The organism is Psychrobacter luti (assembly GCF_014192115.1).
In the GTDB taxonomy this organism is placed as follows: Bacteria; Pseudomonadota; Gammaproteobacteria; order Pseudomonadales; family Moraxellaceae; genus Psychrobacter; species Psychrobacter luti.
In genome coordinates this window covers 469,115-487,867 of sequence record NZ_JACHXL010000003.1, presented here as the reverse complement: position 1 = coordinate 487,867, position 18,753 = coordinate 469,115, and the positions used below count along the sequence as shown (strand labels likewise).

13 protein-coding genes and 1 tRNA gene are annotated in these 18,753 nt (G+C 43.3%); 4 read left to right on the top strand and 10 right to left on the bottom strand.

The genetic code is table 11. The annotated features are described in order from the left end of the window. Both FHS24_RS08985 and FHS24_RS08980 read left to right on the top strand, forming a co-directional pair. A complete protein-coding gene (locus FHS24_RS08985) occupies positions 1–1,830 on the top strand; it encodes a sigma 54-interacting transcriptional regulator (RefSeq protein ID WP_183620784.1) in 1,830 nt (609 codons plus the stop codon). A gap of 214 nt (positions 1,831–2,044) precedes the next feature. After that, positions 2,045–2,129: transfer RNA gene (locus FHS24_RS08980), tRNA-Leu, on the top strand. 109 nt (positions 2,130–2,238) lie between these two features. On the opposite strand, the gene FHS24_RS08975 is transcribed toward FHS24_RS08980, so the two are convergent. Next, positions 2,239–3,273, bottom strand: a complete 1,035-nt coding sequence (locus tag FHS24_RS08975) for a protein kinase domain-containing protein (protein ID WP_183620783.1) — start codon at positions 3,271–3,273, stop codon at positions 2,239–2,241. A 69-nt stretch (positions 3,274–3,342) separates the two neighbouring features. On the opposite strand from FHS24_RS08975, the gene FHS24_RS08970 reads away from it, so the two are divergent. Beyond that, the gene (locus FHS24_RS08970; RefSeq protein WP_183620782.1) at positions 3,343–4,302 is read left to right on the top strand and encodes an ATP-binding protein; all 960 of its coding nucleotides are present in this window, start codon (positions 3,343–3,345) and stop codon (positions 4,300–4,302) included. A gap of 14 nt (positions 4,303–4,316) precedes the next feature. Here the strand turns inward: FHS24_RS08970 and FHS24_RS08965 are convergent, their stop codons facing one another. The 7 genes from FHS24_RS08965 to FHS24_RS08935 all read right to left on the bottom strand — a co-directional run bounded on the left by FHS24_RS08965 (position 4,317) and on the right by FHS24_RS08935 (position 14,323). Then, entirely contained in the window at positions 4,317–5,435 is a 1,119-nt protein-coding gene (locus tag FHS24_RS08965) for a ribonuclease Z (protein ID WP_183620781.1), read from the bottom strand. A gap of 31 nt (positions 5,436–5,466) precedes the next feature. Then, positions 5,467–5,748, bottom strand: a complete 282-nt coding sequence (locus tag FHS24_RS08960; RefSeq protein ID WP_183620780.1) for a hypothetical protein — start codon at positions 5,746–5,748, stop codon at positions 5,467–5,469. A 93-nt stretch (positions 5,749–5,841) separates the two neighbouring features. Continuing rightward, the gene (locus FHS24_RS08955; RefSeq protein ID WP_183620778.1) at positions 5,842–6,510 is read right to left on the bottom strand and encodes a glutathione S-transferase; all 669 of its coding nucleotides are present in this window, start codon (positions 6,508–6,510) and stop codon (positions 5,842–5,844) included. A 229-nt stretch (positions 6,511–6,739) separates the two neighbouring features. After that, the gene (gene rarD / locus FHS24_RS08950) at positions 6,740–7,810 is read right to left on the bottom strand and encodes an EamA family transporter RarD (protein ID WP_183620776.1); all 1,071 of its coding nucleotides are present in this window, start codon (positions 7,808–7,810) and stop codon (positions 6,740–6,742) included. A 291-nt stretch (positions 7,811–8,101) separates the two neighbouring features. Next, the gene (gene rarD, locus FHS24_RS08945; protein WP_183620774.1) at positions 8,102–9,172 is read right to left on the bottom strand and encodes an EamA family transporter RarD; all 1,071 of its coding nucleotides are present in this window, start codon (positions 9,170–9,172) and stop codon (positions 8,102–8,104) included. Between the two features lie 217 nt (positions 9,173–9,389). Beyond that, positions 9,390–12,257 carry a DNA gyrase subunit A gene (gene gyrA, locus FHS24_RS08940; protein ID WP_183620772.1) on the bottom strand — a complete coding sequence of 956 codons (2,868 nt, stop codon included), beginning with the start codon at positions 12,255–12,257 and terminating at the stop codon, positions 9,390–9,392. Positions 12,258–12,682: 425 nt separating this feature from the next. Continuing rightward, on the bottom strand, positions 12,683–14,323 hold the full coding sequence (locus FHS24_RS08935) for an alpha/beta hydrolase family protein (protein ID WP_183620770.1): 1,641 nt from the start codon (positions 14,321–14,323) through the stop codon (positions 12,683–12,685). 271 nt (positions 14,324–14,594) lie between these two features. Between FHS24_RS08935 and FHS24_RS08930 the strand changes: the two genes are divergently transcribed. Next, positions 14,595–15,470 carry a methyltransferase gene (locus FHS24_RS08930; RefSeq protein WP_183620769.1) on the top strand — a complete coding sequence of 292 codons (876 nt, stop codon included), beginning with the start codon at positions 14,595–14,597 and terminating at the stop codon, positions 15,468–15,470. A 26-nt stretch (positions 15,471–15,496) separates the two neighbouring features. On the opposite strand, the gene FHS24_RS08925 is transcribed toward FHS24_RS08930, so the two are convergent. Both FHS24_RS08925 and FHS24_RS08920 read right to left on the bottom strand, forming a co-directional pair. Then, positions 15,497–16,951: an ABC transporter ATP-binding protein gene (locus tag FHS24_RS08925; protein WP_183620767.1), complete on the bottom strand. Its 1,455-nt coding sequence runs from the start codon at positions 16,949–16,951 to the stop codon at positions 15,497–15,499. A 111-nt stretch (positions 16,952–17,062) separates the two neighbouring features. Beyond that, positions 17,063–18,745 carry an ABC transporter permease gene (locus FHS24_RS08920; RefSeq protein ID WP_183620765.1) on the bottom strand — a complete coding sequence of 561 codons (1,683 nt, stop codon included), beginning with the start codon at positions 18,743–18,745 and terminating at the stop codon, positions 17,063–17,065. Between the last annotated feature and the right edge of the window lie 8 nt (positions 18,746–18,753).

Here is an 18,753-nt window from a genome sequence, read left to right as displayed (position 1 = left end):
ATGACTCAGTATAATGATACTCAACACCTTACGAGCAATGAGCAAATTTCAAGGGTCACTGTGAATAACGCGCCTGATGATAATCCTGCGACGTTATGGCTTATCGATGATGATGTGGCGCTGCGTTTGGTATTGGCAGATACTTTTGAGGATGCCGGTCTCAACGTTATCAGCTTTACCCAAGCGCAAGCCGCGTGGACACGCCTTAATGATGTCTTGCAACAGCACGAAGTAGCCGACCAATTGCCAGATGTGATATTAACCGATATTCGTATGCCTATGATGGATGGTCTGTCCTTTAGTGATTGGGTACATCAGCACTTTCCTAAGCTGCCGATTGTCATTATGACGGCACATTCCGACCTTACGTCTGCGATCAATAGCTATCAAACAGGCGCATTTGAATATCTGCCCAAGCCCTTTGATTTAGATGATGCCGTCGCCACGATTTATAAAGCCATTAACTATCAGCCGAATCAGGAGTTAGTAACTCAGCCAACCGTTGCTACCGATATAACGATTGACACTCCATCTGAGGCCGACTCAAAACTCAATATTCATTCAAAAGTCATTAATAAGACAAAGCCAACGATTCAAACTGCTAGCAAGGTTAATGCTACTAGCAAACCTAATAAAACTACCAAAAACAAAGCTGAGCTCAAAACTAACACCAATGCTAATAACAACCCCAGCGGCATTATTGGTCAATCACAAGCCATGCAAACGGTATTTCGCGCTATTGGACGCTTAGCACACTCACCTATTACGGTTTTGATTACGGGAGAATCAGGCACAGGTAAAGAGTTGGTTGCAGGCGCACTCCACGAGCACTCTCCGCGAGCGCAGCAACCCTTTATTGCTCTTAATATGGCAGCAATTCCACATGATTTGATTGAATCTGAGTTATTCGGTCATGAAAAAGGCGCGTTTACTGGCGCAACGACGACTAGGCAAGGTCGTTTTGAGCAAGCTGATGGCGGAACGCTATTCTTAGATGAAATCGGTGACATGCCGTATAGCACCCAGACGCGTTTACTGCGCGTACTGGCCAATGGCGAGTTTTTTCGCGTCGGCGGACAACAGCCGGTGAAAGTAGATGTACGCATCATTGCCGCCACCCACCAAAACTTAGAAGAGCTCGTCAAACAAGGCAAATTCCGTGAAGATTTATTTTATCGCCTCAATGTTATTCGCCTGCCATTACCGCCATTACGGACACGACCTGAAGACATTCCAGCATTAGCAAGCTACTTTATGCTGCGCGCCGCTGAACAGATTAATAGCGCGGAGAAAAAACTCCACCCTACGGCGCTACAGGTGATGCAATCTTTTGAGTGGCGCGGTAATGTCCGCCAACTTGAGAATGTCTGCCTTTGGTTGACAGTGATGGCAACGGGCGAGACAGTCATGGTCGAGGATTTACCACCAGAACTGCTTAAAAATACGCTCTCGCTTCAAGAACCGCGTCCACAGCAAAATCTTTCCGTAATAGAAACCACTCAAAATCAGCAGCACAATGATGGCGTGTATAGTCTCAATCAAAACAAGCAAAACGTTCAAAACAATCCAGTCAGCCAAACCAATGAAAACCAGAGCTGGCAGCAGGCACTTGCCATATGGGCTGAGCAGTCTTTGCAAACTGGCGAAATCGATATTTTACAAACCGCAACGCCAGAGTTTGAACGCGTCTTACTTAAGGCCGCACTCAATCATAGTAGTGGAAAGAAAATAGTAGCCGCCAACTTACTTGGTTGGGGACGCAATACTTTGACCCGCAAATTACAACAGTTAGATATCTCATCATCAGCAATGCAAAACAACCTTGACTAAAGCGACAAATTACCTGATTAAAAACGCATTAATATCAATTATTTACGAGAACCGTCAAAATTAATTGCTAAAAAATTAAAAATAAGTGCAAATAGGGGTTGCCAAACTAATCAAACTCTATATAATAGCCAACCACTGAGACGCACTACCGAATCAGTTATTTATCTAGATGGTGTTTGAGTTTCAACACTTTTGATGATAGAGTAACGAAAATGGGGCTGTGGCGGAATTGGTAGACGCACCAGATTTAGGTTCTGGCGCCGCAAGGTGTGAGAGTTCGAGTCTCTCCAGCCCCACCATTTTCGGATAGTACATCTTAGACCAAATATTAAAACCTGCCTTTGAGCAGGTTTTTTTGTGTCTGTCATTTAATTACTTTGTGTTCTCAACCTCAGTTGTTGAACTCAGCTACTTTCTAGTCCTTTCTAAATCCCAAAGTATCTCAGCCATACTTTGATACCTATTCTCTACCCGCTTCGCCAATGCCTTATTAACGATACTTTGATAGCAACTATATTCTAATGGCAATTTTGGAATTGGCTGTTGGCAATGCTGAGTCGCCCACTCTCTTAACGGCTCATCATTTAGTGAGTCTATATTAAAGGGTCGCTCGCCCGTTAATATTTCATACAGCATTATCCCAAACGCATAAATATCACTTTGCAGCTTTGCACCCTTCCCTTGCCATCGTTCAGGGGCAAGATAGGCTGGCGTACCAGCACTATTTTCCGTAGTATTTGTATCGCTGTTTTGAGCAATGTCATTAATTGCTTCTGCCAAAGCAAAGTCAATCAATAATAAATCAGGTGTGATACTGCTATTATCCGCCTGATTTGGCATGAAACCATCTAGCAAAATATTACTAGGCTTAATATCATTATGTAGCCAGCCAATGTTATGTAAATTAGCGATGAGATGAGCAGACTGCATGATAAAATGATGCTTTTTTTGAGCGGTCAATAGCGAGTGACTTCGACAGTTTAGATGAGTTGCCAAGCTGCCATTTGGATAAGAAGGCATGACAACTATCGTCAGCTGCGAAGACGGTTTTAGTATTTTAATCGTGAAGTTATCGTAGGCTAGTATTGGTGGAGCAATAACGGGAAGACGGCTTTTAAGGTTGTTTTTACTGGTTGATAAGCTATTTATAGATTGTAAAACCTCAGCCTCATAAGCTAAATCAGCCGAGTTTTTATTAGTGTCAGCGCTTAACTGCCATTTAATCATCACCTGACCAAATTGTGCATGCTGGGCGCGTGTTAAACCTTGGCAGTCATTCTTGCTATTATGATCTTGCTGGCTGATACGCTGGTGTGCTATCTCTCTATAATGCAAGCTTAAGAATAAAGTGGTCAGCAGTGGTAGAATTTGCTGCGCTTGCATTTTTAACGCTTGTTTTGTACCGGCTTGTATTGTAGATGGATTACTGGCACTATTTTTCATGGTAAAGTGAAACCTTTATACGTCTAGTATGCCAAACGACATTTTAATTTATATGAGCGACCAAGTATCATGCCCCAATCCACCAAGACCGTTATGAATTATGCCCTGCCCGATCATTTATTGGATTTACTTGGGCAGTATCTGCAAGAGCATGTCACACCAACTATCGAGATTGATCCTGAAAAGTTGGCCTATCGCTGGGTTGGCGGTCATCAGGGTCATCTAGAGCCGCTTGCTGTTAACTTGTTTTTAAGTTTAGATGACTTGCATGGTATCGATACGCAAAAGGCAAAACTGGTACAGAACACGCGACAATTCCTAAAAGGCTATCCTGCCAATCACGTCTTGATGACAGGCACACGCGGTGCCGGTAAATCATCGTTAATTCGGGCGTTGCTACAAGCCTATCATAGCGAAGGATTGCGTATTATTGAAATTGCCCGTGATGACCTACGGGTGCTTGATAAGATACGTGCCGCCATTAATGCGCTGCCAGCGGATTGTGGCTGCCACTATGTGGTGTACTGTGATGATTTGGCATTTAACGGGCAAGATGAGAGTTATCGGACGTTAAAAAGTGTGCTGGACGGCTCGCTGGATTCAGAGCAAGACAAAATACTGGTCTATGCCACCAGTAATCGCCGTCATCTGTTGCCACAGCTAATGAAAGACAATGTCAATATTTATAATGGTCAAACCGATGAAGTCAATCCTTATGAAACCATTGATGAGACAGTATCGTTATCTGATCGCTTTGGTCTATGGCTGTCCTTTCATCCAATGGATCAAAATACTTACTTACACATCGTGCGTCATTATTTATCACTTTCATCAAATCGCAGCCTAGATAATGCGAATGACGAAGAAAGTAATAATGAAGAAGAAAATAAGACGCTAACTGATAATATAAGAGCAGCGGCCTTACGTTGGGCATCAGAGCGCGGCGGACGTTCGGGACGAGTGGCGTATCAGTTTAGCCGTTACTGGATAGGACAGACACGACTGGCAGTTGAGGACAGTCAATCTTAAATACTGCCTACAAGTCATTTTTTATGAGAGCGTGCAGAGCCTAGATACTGCACGCCGCTACTTTCTTCTTCGTCTATCAAATCAGTTGAGCCATTCACCATATATTGGTCGAAATCTGCTGCCAACCATAGATTGCCTGTATAAGCACTTTGGGCATCCAAACGAATATGCGCCATGTTCGGTGTACTACTCTGCAGGTTATCAAAACTCTGATAGCGAGCACTAAAATGGGTCAAAATTAGATTTTTAACCTCATTGTTTTGAGCGAACCTACCTACCAGCTGTGCGCTGCTATGCATCGGATCAAAATCTGGATTTTTTGCCTGAATTTTATTTAAAACCTCATGGGTATAAGTGGCTTCATGCACCAGTAAGTCTGCATCGTCTACCGCAGCACTTAGGCATTCTGGTGTATCGTTATCGCCTGCAATCACTACCCGAGTACATTGGCTATCATTATCGACATAATCTGCTGAGTAAAGCTTGCGTCCGTCTTTGGTCATAACATCCTCGCCCTGTTGCAGTCTGCCCCACAGGGCGCTTGCTGGAATACCTGCTGCTGTTAATTTTTCTGTGTTGAGCGTGCGACGGCTGATAGTTTCAGTCATAGCAAATCCATAAGAGGCAACACGATGCGATAAAGGATGAATATCTATGACCAGCTGATGCTGGTGGTCTAAATTGATAGTTATTTCACCTTTATGTTCATCACTTGGCTCAGACAACAAGTCTTCTATCGCCATAAAATTAATGGCAAATGGAAAGTATAGCTCAGTCGTTACCGTAATGGCCTCAAGCAGCATTGCTATCGCTTTTGGCGCAATAATCGTCAGTGCTGCAGTACGTCCTGACATGGCTGCACTCGCCAGCAGTCCTGGCAAACCATAGCAATGGTCGCCATGCACATGTGTAATACAAATCGCTTGGAGCTGATGTAAAGATAGCTTGGTATGTAACAGTTGCTGCTGTGTGCCTTCACCGCAATCAATTAAAACCCAAGGGCGCGATTTTTTGTTTTGCTGTCGACTTGCCCCCGAGCTATAAGGATTTAGGCACTCAATAGCAAGTGCTGTGACGTTACGCTGCTTGGTTGGTACCCCTGCGGAAGTACCCAAAAAGGTGAGCTTTAACATAGACGCCCTCTTTTATCTAAATCCTTACTTGCTATAACGACTGGCATAGCATGGTTCTTTGACCTTCAATCATTTGCCCGCCATTGGCTGTGCATTCATTGACCATATTGGACTCATAAGATTTCCAGCCACCATAAAAGCTGGCAACACATAAAATCACTACCAACAATTTTTGTGACCATGCTTTGATAGATACTTGCTGGCTATGCACGCTACCATCAGCAGTATTCAGCGACCGTTTAGCAGCAATGCCAGTATTAATATCATGATCAACATCATTATTTTCTTTATTTGATTTATTCAAGTCTGTCATTTTTTATCCTAAAAAAGGTTTTGTCTATAAATAAACAAAACCTTTTATTATCATATTAAATTAGTCATTGATTAACGATTAAATGTGCTTCATTTAGAACTTTAAACGACCGCCCTTTTCCTCTGCACGCTTAAAGGCATCGCGCTCTTCACAGCGTTTCAGCCAGTTTAAGATATTGGCATATTTACTGCTATCTAAACCGGCACCAGCATTGGCACCGACAACAGCAAGATGCATTTGGATATCAGCGGCACTGAATTCGCTACCGGCAAACCAATGATTGTCTTGCAGATGCTGCTCCATCATGGTCAATATGGTATCTAAGCTTTTGCTGATCATGCTTTTTTCGACTTGATTACGAATGCTTTTACTCACAGGTTTGATAAGCATGGGCGACTGCTCAACCACCTTGGTGAACACCAAACGCATGACCAATGGCGGCATCACTGATGCTTCGGCAAAATGCAGCCAAAACGTATACGCTTCCCACGCTGCTTCATTGTCATCCGCAGGCTTGAACTGTTTCTCGCTATCATAATGCTTAAGCAAATACTCAATGATAAATCCTGACTCAATGAGCACACGCTCATTTACTTCTAACATCGGCGCATGACCGAGCGGATGTATTTGTTTTAAACTGTCAGGCGCGCGGTAAGCTTTGTTACGCTCATAGCAGGTCAGTTTATAATCAACTTCAAGCTCTTCTAATAGCCAGATGATACGAAACGAGCGTGAGTTTGCTAAATGATGAAGGTGTAACATAAACCATCCTAGTTATAGTATGAATAAGCGATAATAATGATAGGTAGCGCCCGCATTCCATTGCTAAGCCTTTTGAGCAGCATTAGGCATGATTAGACATTGTTTTGAGCGTAGCAGCACTGCTGTCGATAATAGCGCAATTAACCAGCCTTTAACACAGAAACTGTGTAGAGCACGGCTACAAAACCATGCCTAGCAAGTCAAACTTATCGCCCTTAATCTGCCAGTGTTATTTAGCATGTAACTCTTCAATTTTACGTGTCATTTTATCTATTTTTTGCTGATACTTTATAATCTTACGGAAACGATGCGCGGTCAATACGCCTTTGATACGGCGATTTTTTAAACGGCGGCGTGGCGGAAAACTACCGACTTGTGGCTCGTTATACCCATGCAAGCGGTCGTCACGCTTACGAGTCACATAACCAAGCGCACTATCGGCAATCATAATCAGCAGCGCGATAAAAATCATGCCGTACATGAATAACGAGCCACCTTCATCGATGCTTTGATGCAAGATAGTGATGGAAAATATAAATAAAAATATCGGCTCAAGATAGCATAAAGTACCAAATAACGAGACGGGCAGCTTTTGACTAGCGACCATGGTTAAAGCCATCGCCGCCGTACTGATGATACCCAGTAGCGGTAACAGATACCAAAATTTATCCGTCGCTATCGCAAGCTCAAAACCACCGCTCATATACAAGGCGATGATAACCACCGGCGTTAATAAAACCAAATCCGAAATAAGCCCTGTAATCGGTGGTACGGCAAGTTTACGACGCAACAGGTAATAAGGCGGATATCCCAAACAAACAAATAAAGTCGCCCAAGAAATAGCGCCATATTGCAAGATATCATAGGCAATACCGAGCGCGGCACAGATGGTAGCCAACCACTGTAGCAGCGTCATGTCTTCATTATAAAAAAAGCGTCCCACGATAATCATAATCATAGGGTATAAGAAATAACCCAAGGTCACCTCTAGACCCAAATCATTGACGGGTGCCCACATAAATATCCAAATTTGTGCGCCCAAAATCGGTGTGGGTATGATAAATAAAAACCACTCTTTTGCAGTCTTTAAGGTTTTGAGATAATCAAAAATATGCTGCCATTGTTTAAGGACACTGACCAGTAGCACCAAGCTCAATAGCATCATCAGCACGCGCCAAGAAGCGACCTGCGTCCCCGATAATGGCTGCATCAATAGACCAAATAAAAATAGCAATGCATAAAGAAAATTTGCTGCTACTGCAACGATGGTGCCCTGCGACGTTTGATTGGTGGGGAACATAACAACAGCCTTTAGAGATAAGCGCACGTCCTTGGCAATTTTGAAAAAAAACAAAAGCCTCAGACGCGAACGTCGGAGGCCTTCTGTCTATAAGTTTCTATCTATAGAATTTTTTGCTGATAAATCAATCGTATAATGTTGAGATAAACGCTGTAAATACTGAGTGTTTATATCAAGGTTTACATTATGTCAAAGTCAGAATAGATAAGCAATACATTGACTTAACCCGTCTATTCATTTTGATATTTGGCTTATTAACTCTACCTATTTAACTCATATCCATCGCTCTGCTTACTTAGTATCTAGCTGCTCGATTTTACGCTGTATTCTATCCATCTTTTTTTGATAACGACGTATCTTACGGAAACGATGGGCAGCTAACACCCCATCGATACGGCGATTTATCAAACGGCGGCGCGGTGGAAAGCCGCCCACTTGTGGCTCGCGGTAGCCATGCAAATGATTGTCACGGCGACGACGAAGATAACCCATCACACTATCAGCAATCATGATAAATAACGCCGAAGTAATCATGCCGTACATAAATAACGAGCCGCCTTCATCGAGGCTTTGGTTTAAAACGGTAATGGATAAAACAAACAGCAGCATCGGTTCTACATAACTTAATGCACCAAATAACGACACTGGCAGCTTACTACTGGCAACCATGGTCAGCGACATTGCGAGCGCACTAAAAGCACCGAGCAGTGGCAATAAATACCAAAACTTTATGTTTTCTGCCGCCACGCTAAAGCCGCCGCTGCTATAGAGCATGATGAGTACCACCGGCGTCAGCAAGGTCAAATCTGAAAGCAAACCGGTAATCGGCGGTACGGCAAGCTTACGCCGCAGGAGATAATAAGGCGGATAACCCAAGCATACAAATAACGTCACCCATGATACCGTCCCATATTGAAATATATCATAGCCAATCCCCAGTGCTGCAAGTAGCGCTGCCATCCACTGCAATGCACTCATATTCTCATGATAAAAAAAGCGCCCCAGCACTATCATCACCAGCGGCAATAAAAAATAACCCAAGGTGACATCAAGACCAAAACCATTGACTGGCCCCCACATAAACAGCCAAATCTGTCCACCCAATATAGGTGTGGGCAATATAAATATCAGCCATTCTTTCAGGGTTTTTAAGGTTTTTAGATAATCAAAAACGTGTTGCCATTGCTTAGTAAAACTGACCAATATCAGTAAGCTCAATAACATCATCAGCACCCGCCATGACGCCACTTGTGTACCCGTTAAGGGCAACATAAATAACCCAAACAAGAACATCAATGAAAATAAAAAACTAGATGATACGGCTGCTAAGGTTCCCTGAAAAGTTTGATTGGTCGTAAGCATAACAACAGCCTTAAAAATAACGCTTAATGAGTATTTTTTATAATTTATAACCAGTTTATAAAGGTTAGAAGACAAAAGCTAAGATGTATAGATTAAAAGCTAAAAAACAGACTTTAAAAATAAACAGCACTCAGAAAAAAAGCCTCCAACGATATCGTCAGAGGCTTTTTCTACAGCAGTATTGCTAACTAAACTAAAAAGCTAACAACTGAGATATTTACTCTTCATCGTCTGTGTTTTCATCTGCTTCATCATTCGATTTTTCGTTATCTACTAAGTCGTCGTTTGCACCATCAACAACGTCATTGATATCGGTCGTCGCTGTGTTGCCAGTTTCGGCATCAATATCGATTTGCTCTTGACCTTCTACTGCAAACGTTCCATCTTCTCTCATGGCATCAATGAGCTCATCGTCGCTTTCTTCGTGCTCAACACGCGCCATAGCAACCAGCTTCTCATCTTTTGAAAGACGAATCAGCGTCACACCTTGCGTATTACGACCAGAGCTAGCAACATGCTCAACTGGGGTACGCACTAAAGTACCTTTGTCTGAGATTAAAATAATATCGTCTGTAGAGTCAACCTTAGTCGCACGTACCAGCGCACCATTACGTGCGCTTGTTTTAATCGCAATCACACCGCCACCGCCACGATTTTGTGTATTAAATTCATCGATAAAGGTACGTTTGCCAAAGCCGTTTTCACAAGCAATCAGAATCTCGTGTACGTCATCTTCGATAACCACCAATGATTTAATAAACTCATCAGCCGCCAAACGCATACCACGAACGCCTTTAGCAGTACGACCCATTGCACGCGCATCATTTTCATCAAAACGAATCGCTTTACCACTTGAAGCAAATAGCATAACTTCTTGGCTACCATTGGTGATACGAGCGCTGACCAATTTATCGCCTTCTTCCAAACCAACTGCAATCAGGCCATTCGAGCGAATATTGGCAAACTGTTTCAGCTCGACACGCTTCACGGTACCATTGGCGGTTGCAAAGAATACAAAAGGCGGCTCTGCTTGCGTGCTATCATCTAAATTATTATCTTCTGATAAGCTGTCATCGCCATCTACTAAGGCATCTGCTGATGTCTCACCTTTACTATATAAATCTTCTACGATTTTTGGAATAGGCAGTATCGTGGTGACCGTTTCATCAGGATTTAAGCCAATTAAATTCACCAATGGACGACCACGGGCGCCGCGACTGGCAATCGGTACTTCAAAACCACGTAAGCTAAACACACGACCCGTATCAGTGAAACATAATACAGTGGCATGCGTAGATGTCACAACCAAGTGATCAATCACATCATCTTCTTTCATCGCAGTCGCAGATTTGCCTTTACCACCACGTTTTTGCGCGACATAGTCATCAATCGGCTGCGTTTTTGCGTAACCCGTACGAGAAACTGTCATTACCACAGTTTGCTCTGGGATAAGGTCTTCACGGTTGAAGTCCATGCGTGAATCAATGATATCGGTACGGCGCTCATCACCGAAGTTTTCACGAATCTCAATCATCTCGTTTGAGATAATGGTCATTAGCTTATCAAAATCACCAAGGATGGACTCTAAATTTGCAATTTCACGCAGCAAGTCTTGGTATTCTTCGGTCAATTTGTCTTGCTCAAGACCGGTTAGACGATGCAGCTGCATGTCCAAAATAGCATTGACCTGCTCAAGTGATAACCGATAGCGTTGCTCACCTTCAACTGAACCATCAATTAAGCCAAACGGCGCTTTTGGATCTTCACCTTCGATAAAATCTGGACGTACTGACTGGCTACCTGCAGCGGTTAGCATCGCAACGACGCTACCTGAACCCCAAGTGTTACTTAATAAGCTTTCACGTGCCAAGCCGCGGTTAGCAGACGCTTTAATCGTCGCAATAATATCGTCAATATTGGCAAGTGCCACGGCCAAACCTTCGAGCAAATGACCACGAACACGGGCTTTATTAAGCTCATAAATCGTACGGCGCGTAACCACTTCTTGACGGTGACGGACAAAGGCCGCAATCAGCTGGCGTAAAGTCAATAGTTTTGGCTGACCGTTATCTAGCGCCACCATATTGATACTAAAGCTAGATTCGAGTGGCGTTTGTAGGAACAAGTTATTAACGATCACTTCTGCCGTCTCACCGCGACGTAAATCAATAGCGATACGCATACCGTCTTTATCAGACTCATCACGAATTTCGGTAATACCTTCGATTTTTTTGTCACGTACCAGTTCAGCGATACGCTCAATCAACTTAGCTTTATTGGTTTGGTAAGGCACTTCGGTAAAGACAATGCGCTCACGGTCACGGTTGACACCGGTATCACTCATCGGCTCGATGATATAACGACCACGTACGTGCAAGCGACCTTTACCGGTGCGATAAGCATCTAAGATACCCGCGCGACCGTAAATAATACCGCCTGTTGGAAAGTCAGGACCTGAAATATGCGACATCAACTCTTCGGCAGATATTTGCGGGTTTTCAGCATAAGCTAGGCAAGCATTAATCACTTCAGTCAGGTTGTGCGGCGCCATATTGGTTGCCATACCAACTGCAATACCGGTGGCACCGTTGACCAATAAGTTTGGAATACGCGCAGGCAACACGCTTGGCATACGCTCAGAGCCATCGTAGTTGTCTTCCCAGTCGACGGTGTCTTTATCCAAGTCCGCAAGCATTTGATGAGTCAGCTTGGTCATACGGACTTCGGTATAACGCATCGCTGCCGGTGGATCATCATCAATCGAACCAAAGTTACCTTGACCATCGACCATAGGGTAACGCAGACTAAAGTCCTGCGCCATACGTACAATCGCATCATAAACAGCACTATCGCCATGCGGGTGATATTTACCGATGACGTCACCGACCACACGCGCCGACTTCTTATAAGCTTTATTATAATCGTTAGACAGCACATGCATCGCGTACATCACGCGGCGGTGTACCGGTTTGAACCCATCACGCACATCAGGCAGCGCGCGCGAGACGATCACGCTCATCGCATAATCCAAATAGGACTGCTTTAATTCATCCACGATGGCAATAGGACTGATCGAGTCGCTCATATACACTCCTTCACTCACATACTTTCTCTAAGGGTTGACCGCCTTAAAAGCACTTAAGCTAATATAAAAATATAGCTGCACAAACGCGCAACTATGATTGCTATATCAACACTAAAAAGCACTATCAAACGAGCAAAACCATAGGAAAATGGCGATACGGTTTTTGTTAAAAGTAATGTTTAATTAAAGAAGCTATTTTAGCACATTTTTGTCGATTTAGGGGGTTCTAGGTGCTATTAAAATCAAGCAAAACAGCTCATTAGCGTTGATTTTTGGATATGGCAATAAGGATAAAAACGACTTTAACAACAGAGTGTTGCCTTTGCCGTTTTTAAAGGCTGTTGTATAAAAAAACTGCATCCGATGGACACAGTTTTTTTCGCGAGTAAGATTGAAACTACTTATATGTTTAATGATAAAACATTTTAAACAGGTTTGAATTCCTGATTAAAGAATTCACGCGTAGCTTCAGTACAGGCTGGACTGACCAAACCGCCGTGATAATTGGTATAAAACGCTAATAATGACGCTACACCACCGTTTGGATCTGCATCATCTTTGACTTTTTTAACGCTATTACTAAAATTGGTTTGCACGCTATTTTTGACAGCAACTGCATCCCATTTGTTCATTGACGCCTGTCCAATCATAGTAAAGTCCTGCTTGTCGGGACGATCTGCTTTATTATCTGCATCCACATCTAAAACCGTAATATTAAGTTTTTTGGTGGGATTTTTGGCCACTTCCGCCTGTAGCAGTTTTACCATTGAGCCGGTATTAGTATCAAAATATACAGTCGGATCTTGGTTACCACCACAAATAAACGTTGGCATAGTAGGCACATAACCACGTAAATCATTATCCTTGAGCGCTTTACGCAGATTATTCTCAGGAGTAACTGCTGTAAGCCCATTGCCATTTTCTGCCCATAGACCATCAGGATTTTTTTGCGTATCCGCTACATAAGTCGCTCGGAAATCCGTTTTAATCAGATAATCATTGTCATCATAACCAGCAAAACTAGAAAACAGCTTACCTGGTAATAGACCTGCCAGCCTTGGATCGCTAGGATTCTTTTGGAATAAAGCATTATTAGGCAGTTTTCCTGCTTGAACTAACTCACCAAATGGGATATTACTAGGTAGCTGTGCGTCGGCATACTTATCTAAGAAAATATCTGATTTTTTATTGTAAATATTGCCGTATTTTTCTTGTAAGCCAATACCAAGTAAGGGCGCAAAGCGCGACGCCCCAATATTGACATTGCCCATAAAGATTTCATCACCAAAAGCCGCCAATGCATAAGGACCAGATGATGGTGCAATCGCCGTCACTGGTTTTTTTTGTGATTCTAGTAATCTCGCCGTTGCCATAGTGACATAACCACCTTGCGAGTAACCAGCGATAAATAGCTTACCTGAATCATCAATTTTACTGTAATTGGCATCATTGGCACGTTTTTTGTGTTCGATAATGCTGCGCGCGCTATCTAGAGCGTCGACCATGTCGGTCGACTGCTGCTGGGCAACCAAATAAGGATGGTAATCAAGTTTTGAGGTATCATAGCCCGCATAGTTGGGTGCGACAACGATATAGCCTTGTGCAGCAAAGTTTGCGGCAATTAAGTTTGCTTCCCCCACCGCAGGGTTTTCGATATTGCCCACTTGGGCAAAATCATAGCCTTTATCAGTCGTTGTGCCATGCGCGTATAATAATACTGGGCGATCACCTTTGCATTCAGCCGCATCGCCAGTTGGTAACATCAAAGCGGCCGTAGCATTGGTATCTTCGTCAGCGGCACCTTTGGTATCATAGCTGACTTTTTCTATGGTAACGCCGCACTTAGCCACAGGCGTTGCAGTATTTGCTAGACCAAAACTACTATTGACCTCGTTTGCCGTAAAGGTTTTTACAAATACAGCGCTGGCAGAAGACGAAGGTGATTCAACGAAACGCTCATTATCATCACCACAACCAACAAGCAATAAGCTACTGGCAATCGCTAGCGATAATATACCGCGTGTCATGATGGGTTTGTTTATAATGGATGAATGGGGTAAGACCATGATTGCTATCCTTAGCAGTAGTAAAACAAAAAAATTGCCTAAAATCCTTGGCAATAGATAAATCAGACCTAGCTGACATTTTTAATAAATACTTTTTATAACTCGCTTTTTTAAATCAAACTTCTAAACCAGATGACTTAGTGACAATCAATGTGACAATCAATGAATACCAATACTTAAGCTTTACTATTTATACGCTAAAACCCTATTAAAATCCAATAAAAAGTGATGAAAAAGCATTTCAAATACTTTAGATAAAACAGAGCCTATTATGAATCACGAAAGCAGCCAGTCAGTGAACCAAGCAATCACGCCGTCAATAAACCAACCCGATACGCGTACGGATCGTAGCTTTGATGCGATTGCTGACCACTTTGAAAAAAAGGTTTACGGTGGCTTAAAGGGTGACATTCGTCTGGCAGTATTGCGCCGTGATATTTTTGCCTATTGCACGCAGATGAGGGAAATAATTGGGCGACCGTTACGGATTTTGGATGTAGGCGCAGGGCTGGCGCAAATTGCGATTGAGCTTGCTATCCAAGGGCATGAACTGATTATTAATGATATCTCATCCAATATGTTAGAGAAAGCTCAAGCAAATGCTGCACAATGCGGTGAAAGCAATCAAGACAATGCAAAATTGGCTATCAATTGGTATGTATGCCCGTATCAAGAGCTTGAAGAGAAGTTAGCAAGTAACACAGAAAAGTTTGATTTGATTATGTGCCATGCGCTGCTTGAATGGTTAGCAGAGCCTGTAGCAGTGATGGATTTTTTTAATCAGCATTTGACTGAAAATGGCGCGCTCTCGCTGTGCTTTTATAATCCGGCGAGTTTTGATTATCGCAATCTTATTATGGGTAACTTTAATTTATTGGATAATACCGAGTATAAAGCGGACAATAAAAAAAGCCTCACGCCCAATCATCCGGTAGCTAAAGAAGAAGTTGAATCTTGGTTAGAAGCTCATCATTATCAAACGATACTTGCCAGTGGCTTGCGCGTATTTCATGATTATTCGCCGTTGAAACGGGGTGGTCATAATGATCCTGAAGCAGTCATACGCATGGAGCTGCGCTATTCACAACTCGAGCCCTATAAATGGCTGGGACGTTATTTACATATACTGGCCACTCGCCAAGCTTAAAAATAACAATTATCTAATTATAACAATTATCTAATTTCTTCCACGCGCTCAGACCTATCATACTCTGACCATGTGGTGGCATTGATGTCTTTTTCATCAAACACCACCACGTGCTCTAGGATAGGTAAGATACCAATTTGTGAACCAATCTCATGGTTATGATGGCTGGCAACGAGAGATAGTACGGTTTGACCATCCGCTAATTGCAAGCGATAAAGATAGTTTGCCCCGCGAAATACACGTCCAACGACTAAGGCGGTCTGCGTGCTTTCATCATCATGAATGATATCATCAGGACGTACTAACACCTTAATCGGCGTACCATTCGGATAGTCATACTCGCAATACTGCGGATGACCTGACGCATCATAAACTTCCATACGCCGATAAATATCACCAAGTGCAGTTTCAACATGACCTTCTTTGATAATACCGTCTATCATTGCCCCTTCACCGACAAATTCAGCGACAAACGGACTGACTGGCTCATGATATAGCTCACTTGGCGTTGCCCATTGAACCAACTTACCTTTATCCATTACCCCGACTTTATCGGCTAACGCAAAGGCTTCGTTCTGATCATGAGTGACCAAAATAGCGGTGGTATTGGTGCGTTTAAGGATATCACGGACGTTCATTGCCAGTGATTCACGTAGCACCACATCTAAGTTAGAAAAAGGTTCATCAAGTAGCAAAAGTTTGGGTTTTGGTGCCAATGCACGTGCCAACGCTACCCGCTGCTGCTGTCCGCCTGATAGCTCGCTAGGACGCTTATCCGCGTGTTCAGATAATTCGACAAGCTCTAGCATCTCTTTAACACGGGCTTTTTTGTCAGCAGCCGACCATTTATTAAGGCCGAAAGCGATGTTTTTTGCCACGCTTAAATGTCCGAATAAGGCATAATCCTGAAACACCATGCCCATGCCGCGCTTGGCTGGCGCGACCGCAAAGGTAGTACGTGCGGTTTGTTCCGTTAAACGCTGATTGCTTAAGCGAATCTTGCCGCCACGGCTTTGCTCTAAGCCTGCAATCGCCCTTAAGGCCGTGGTTTTACCGCAGCCGCTATAACCCAAAAAGCAGCCGATTTCACCTTGTTGCAAATCAAGCGATAAGCCATTAACGATAATCGTATCGTCATAACCAACTATTAAATCTTGCACGCTAAAATAAGCATCATCAACGCTAGTGTTCTTTTTAGAGGAATTAAAAACATGGTTATCTTGCAAGTGAATTTGTCCTGCTGTTTCTTTATTTAAGGTAGTTTGATTTAATATGCTTTGATTTAAAGTATCTTGTGTTGATGAGCTGTGAGGCAAAATTTTATCCGCTTGCAGCTGTGCTACCTGAGCTTTGGTTAATAGCGTGACGGGCGGTTTTTTCACATACTCCGGTCTTGGCTTGCCGCCTATCTTTAAGGATTCAGGCTTTAAAGATTTAGACGCTGCTGGATTGGTTGAATCGTTCATCAAGTCAGTATACATAGACGGTACCAGTAAGCTATTAGTGAATAAAACCCATCATTAACGCGGTTTTTAATATGGCTTTTTTCAGTATGGTTGTTTTTTAAACTTGCTCTTTAATGATAAACACGCTTAACCTTGCTTATCGCTTTGACGCAGCAATACCCAAACAGGAATAAGCCCAACCAGCACAATCAATAAACTAGGCAAGGCGGCGCGTCCCCACATACCTTCACTGGTCATCTCAAACACTCTTACTGCCAGCGTATCCCAGCCCTGTCTCCGCGTCATCAATGTAATCGGCATCTCTTTCATGACTTCGACAAAGCCCATTAATAATCCGGTCAACACCCCTGGACTAAGGACGGGCAGCATCACTTGCCGCCAGCGCTGATACGGACTATCACTGAGTAATTTAGCGGCTGCTTCTTGATTGACCGTCAAGCGCTGTAGCTGACGATCTACCGGCTGAAAGCTCACGGTCATAAAGCGCGTCGATAAAGCAAGTAGCATGACGATGACACTACCAGAAAAAAACTGCGTTGAGGTAATACCAAAAGCTATCAGCTGATTATCAAGCCATGCAATCGGAATAAATATCCCAACGGCTAATACCGTACCCGGCACCACATAACCCAAATTAGCTAAGGTGGTCATCAGCTTGGTAGATTTATCTGGATATTGTCGCTTGACCCACGCAATAATAATCGCCAAAAATGCGATAAATATCGTGGTCATACTAGCAATCATAAGGCTATTGGTGACAAAATCAATATAACGCGCATCAAAATCTTGCTGGAAATTTTCTGCAGTCCAATAAAGCAGCTGTAAAAACGGAACCAAAAACGCCACTAAAAACACCAACGTGCAAAGTAGCGCCATGCCCCACCTTGCCGGTTTACTGGCTTCAAATCGCTTACTGCTACCCTGAGTTATGGTATTGCCGCGCTTTGCTTGCCAGTACTGCTCAAACAAAACGACGATAAAAACCACGCCAATTAATAATGCTGCCAGCTGCGCGGCCGTGGTTAAACTAAAAAATCCAAACCACGCTTTATAAATCGCTGTCGTAAAAGTATCGACATTAAATACTGACACTGCGCCAAAATCTGCCAGTGTCTCCATACTAGCAAGTAGCAAACCACCAATGACCCACGGTAGTGCTTGTGGTAACGCTAGCCGAAAGAACACCTTGCTACGACTTAACCCAAGCATCTGTCCGGCTTCAATCGCCCGCCTGCCTTGTGATAAAAACGCTTGGCGTGCAAGCAAATAGACATAAGGATAAAATGCCAACGACAATACTAAACCTGCACCCCAAACATTACGAACCGATGGGATAGCAGTAGTAAAACCAAACTCCCTTAAGGCAGTTTGCAGCGGCCCACTAAAGTCAACGATACCGACAGTAACAAATGCTAAGACATAAGCTGGCATTGCTAATGGCAACATGAGCGCCCACGCAAAAAACCGCTGTCCAGGGAAGCGGTACATACTGGTCACCCAGGCAAGCCCCGTCCCGATAACGCCAGAAATCACCGTCACCATCATCAATAAAATGACGGTATTTTTTAACACTTGCGGCAGTACATATTCGCGCATGTGTGTCCAAATATCGGCGACCGGCTGCGTCCACGATAATAGTACGATTAAAATCGGTACTAGCATAAACAACGAAATCAGTCCTAAGACTGATTTTGAGAGGATACGTTTGCGGACGACATGGTCGTGACTAATAGATGGGCTATTTTTGTCATTACTGGCTTCATTGACAGTATTGTCTTGCTTAGCAGACGCTTCTGGCATTGTTATCATAGATTGTT

Coding starts and splice junctions, on each gene's coding strand:
- FHS24_RS08985 (WP_183620784.1), top strand. CDS start 1: ATGACTCAGTATAATGATACTCAACACCTTACGAGCAATGAGCAAATT.
- FHS24_RS08975 (WP_183620783.1), bottom strand. CDS start 3,273: ATGAAAAATAGTGCCAGTAATCCATCTACAATACAAGCCGGTACAAAA.
- FHS24_RS08970 (WP_183620782.1), top strand. CDS start 3,343: ATGCCCCAATCCACCAAGACCGTTATGAATTATGCCCTGCCCGATCAT.
- FHS24_RS08965 (WP_183620781.1), bottom strand. CDS start 5,435: ATGTTAAAGCTCACCTTTTTGGGTACTTCCGCAGGGGTACCAACCAAG.
- FHS24_RS08960 (WP_183620780.1), bottom strand. CDS start 5,748: ATGACAGACTTGAATAAATCAAATAAAGAAAATAATGATGTTGATCAT.
- FHS24_RS08955 (WP_183620778.1), bottom strand. CDS start 6,510: ATGTTACACCTTCATCATTTAGCAAACTCACGCTCGTTTCGTATCATC.
- rarD (WP_183620776.1), bottom strand. CDS start 7,810: ATGTTCCCCACCAATCAAACGTCGCAGGGCACCATCGTTGCAGTAGCA.
- rarD (WP_183620774.1), bottom strand. CDS start 9,172: ATGCTTACGACCAATCAAACTTTTCAGGGAACCTTAGCAGCCGTATCA.
- gyrA (WP_183620772.1), bottom strand. CDS start 12,257: ATGAGCGACTCGATCAGTCCTATTGCCATCGTGGATGAATTAAAGCAG.
- FHS24_RS08935 (WP_183620770.1), bottom strand. CDS start 14,323: ATGGTCTTACCCCATTCATCCATTATAAACAAACCCATCATGACACGC.
- FHS24_RS08930 (WP_183620769.1), top strand. CDS start 14,595: ATGAATCACGAAAGCAGCCAGTCAGTGAACCAAGCAATCACGCCGTCA.
- FHS24_RS08925 (WP_183620767.1), bottom strand. CDS start 16,951: ATGTATACTGACTTGATGAACGATTCAACCAATCCAGCAGCGTCTAAA.
- FHS24_RS08920 (WP_183620765.1), bottom strand. CDS start 18,745: ATGATAACAATGCCAGAAGCGTCTGCTAAGCAAGACAATACTGTCAAT.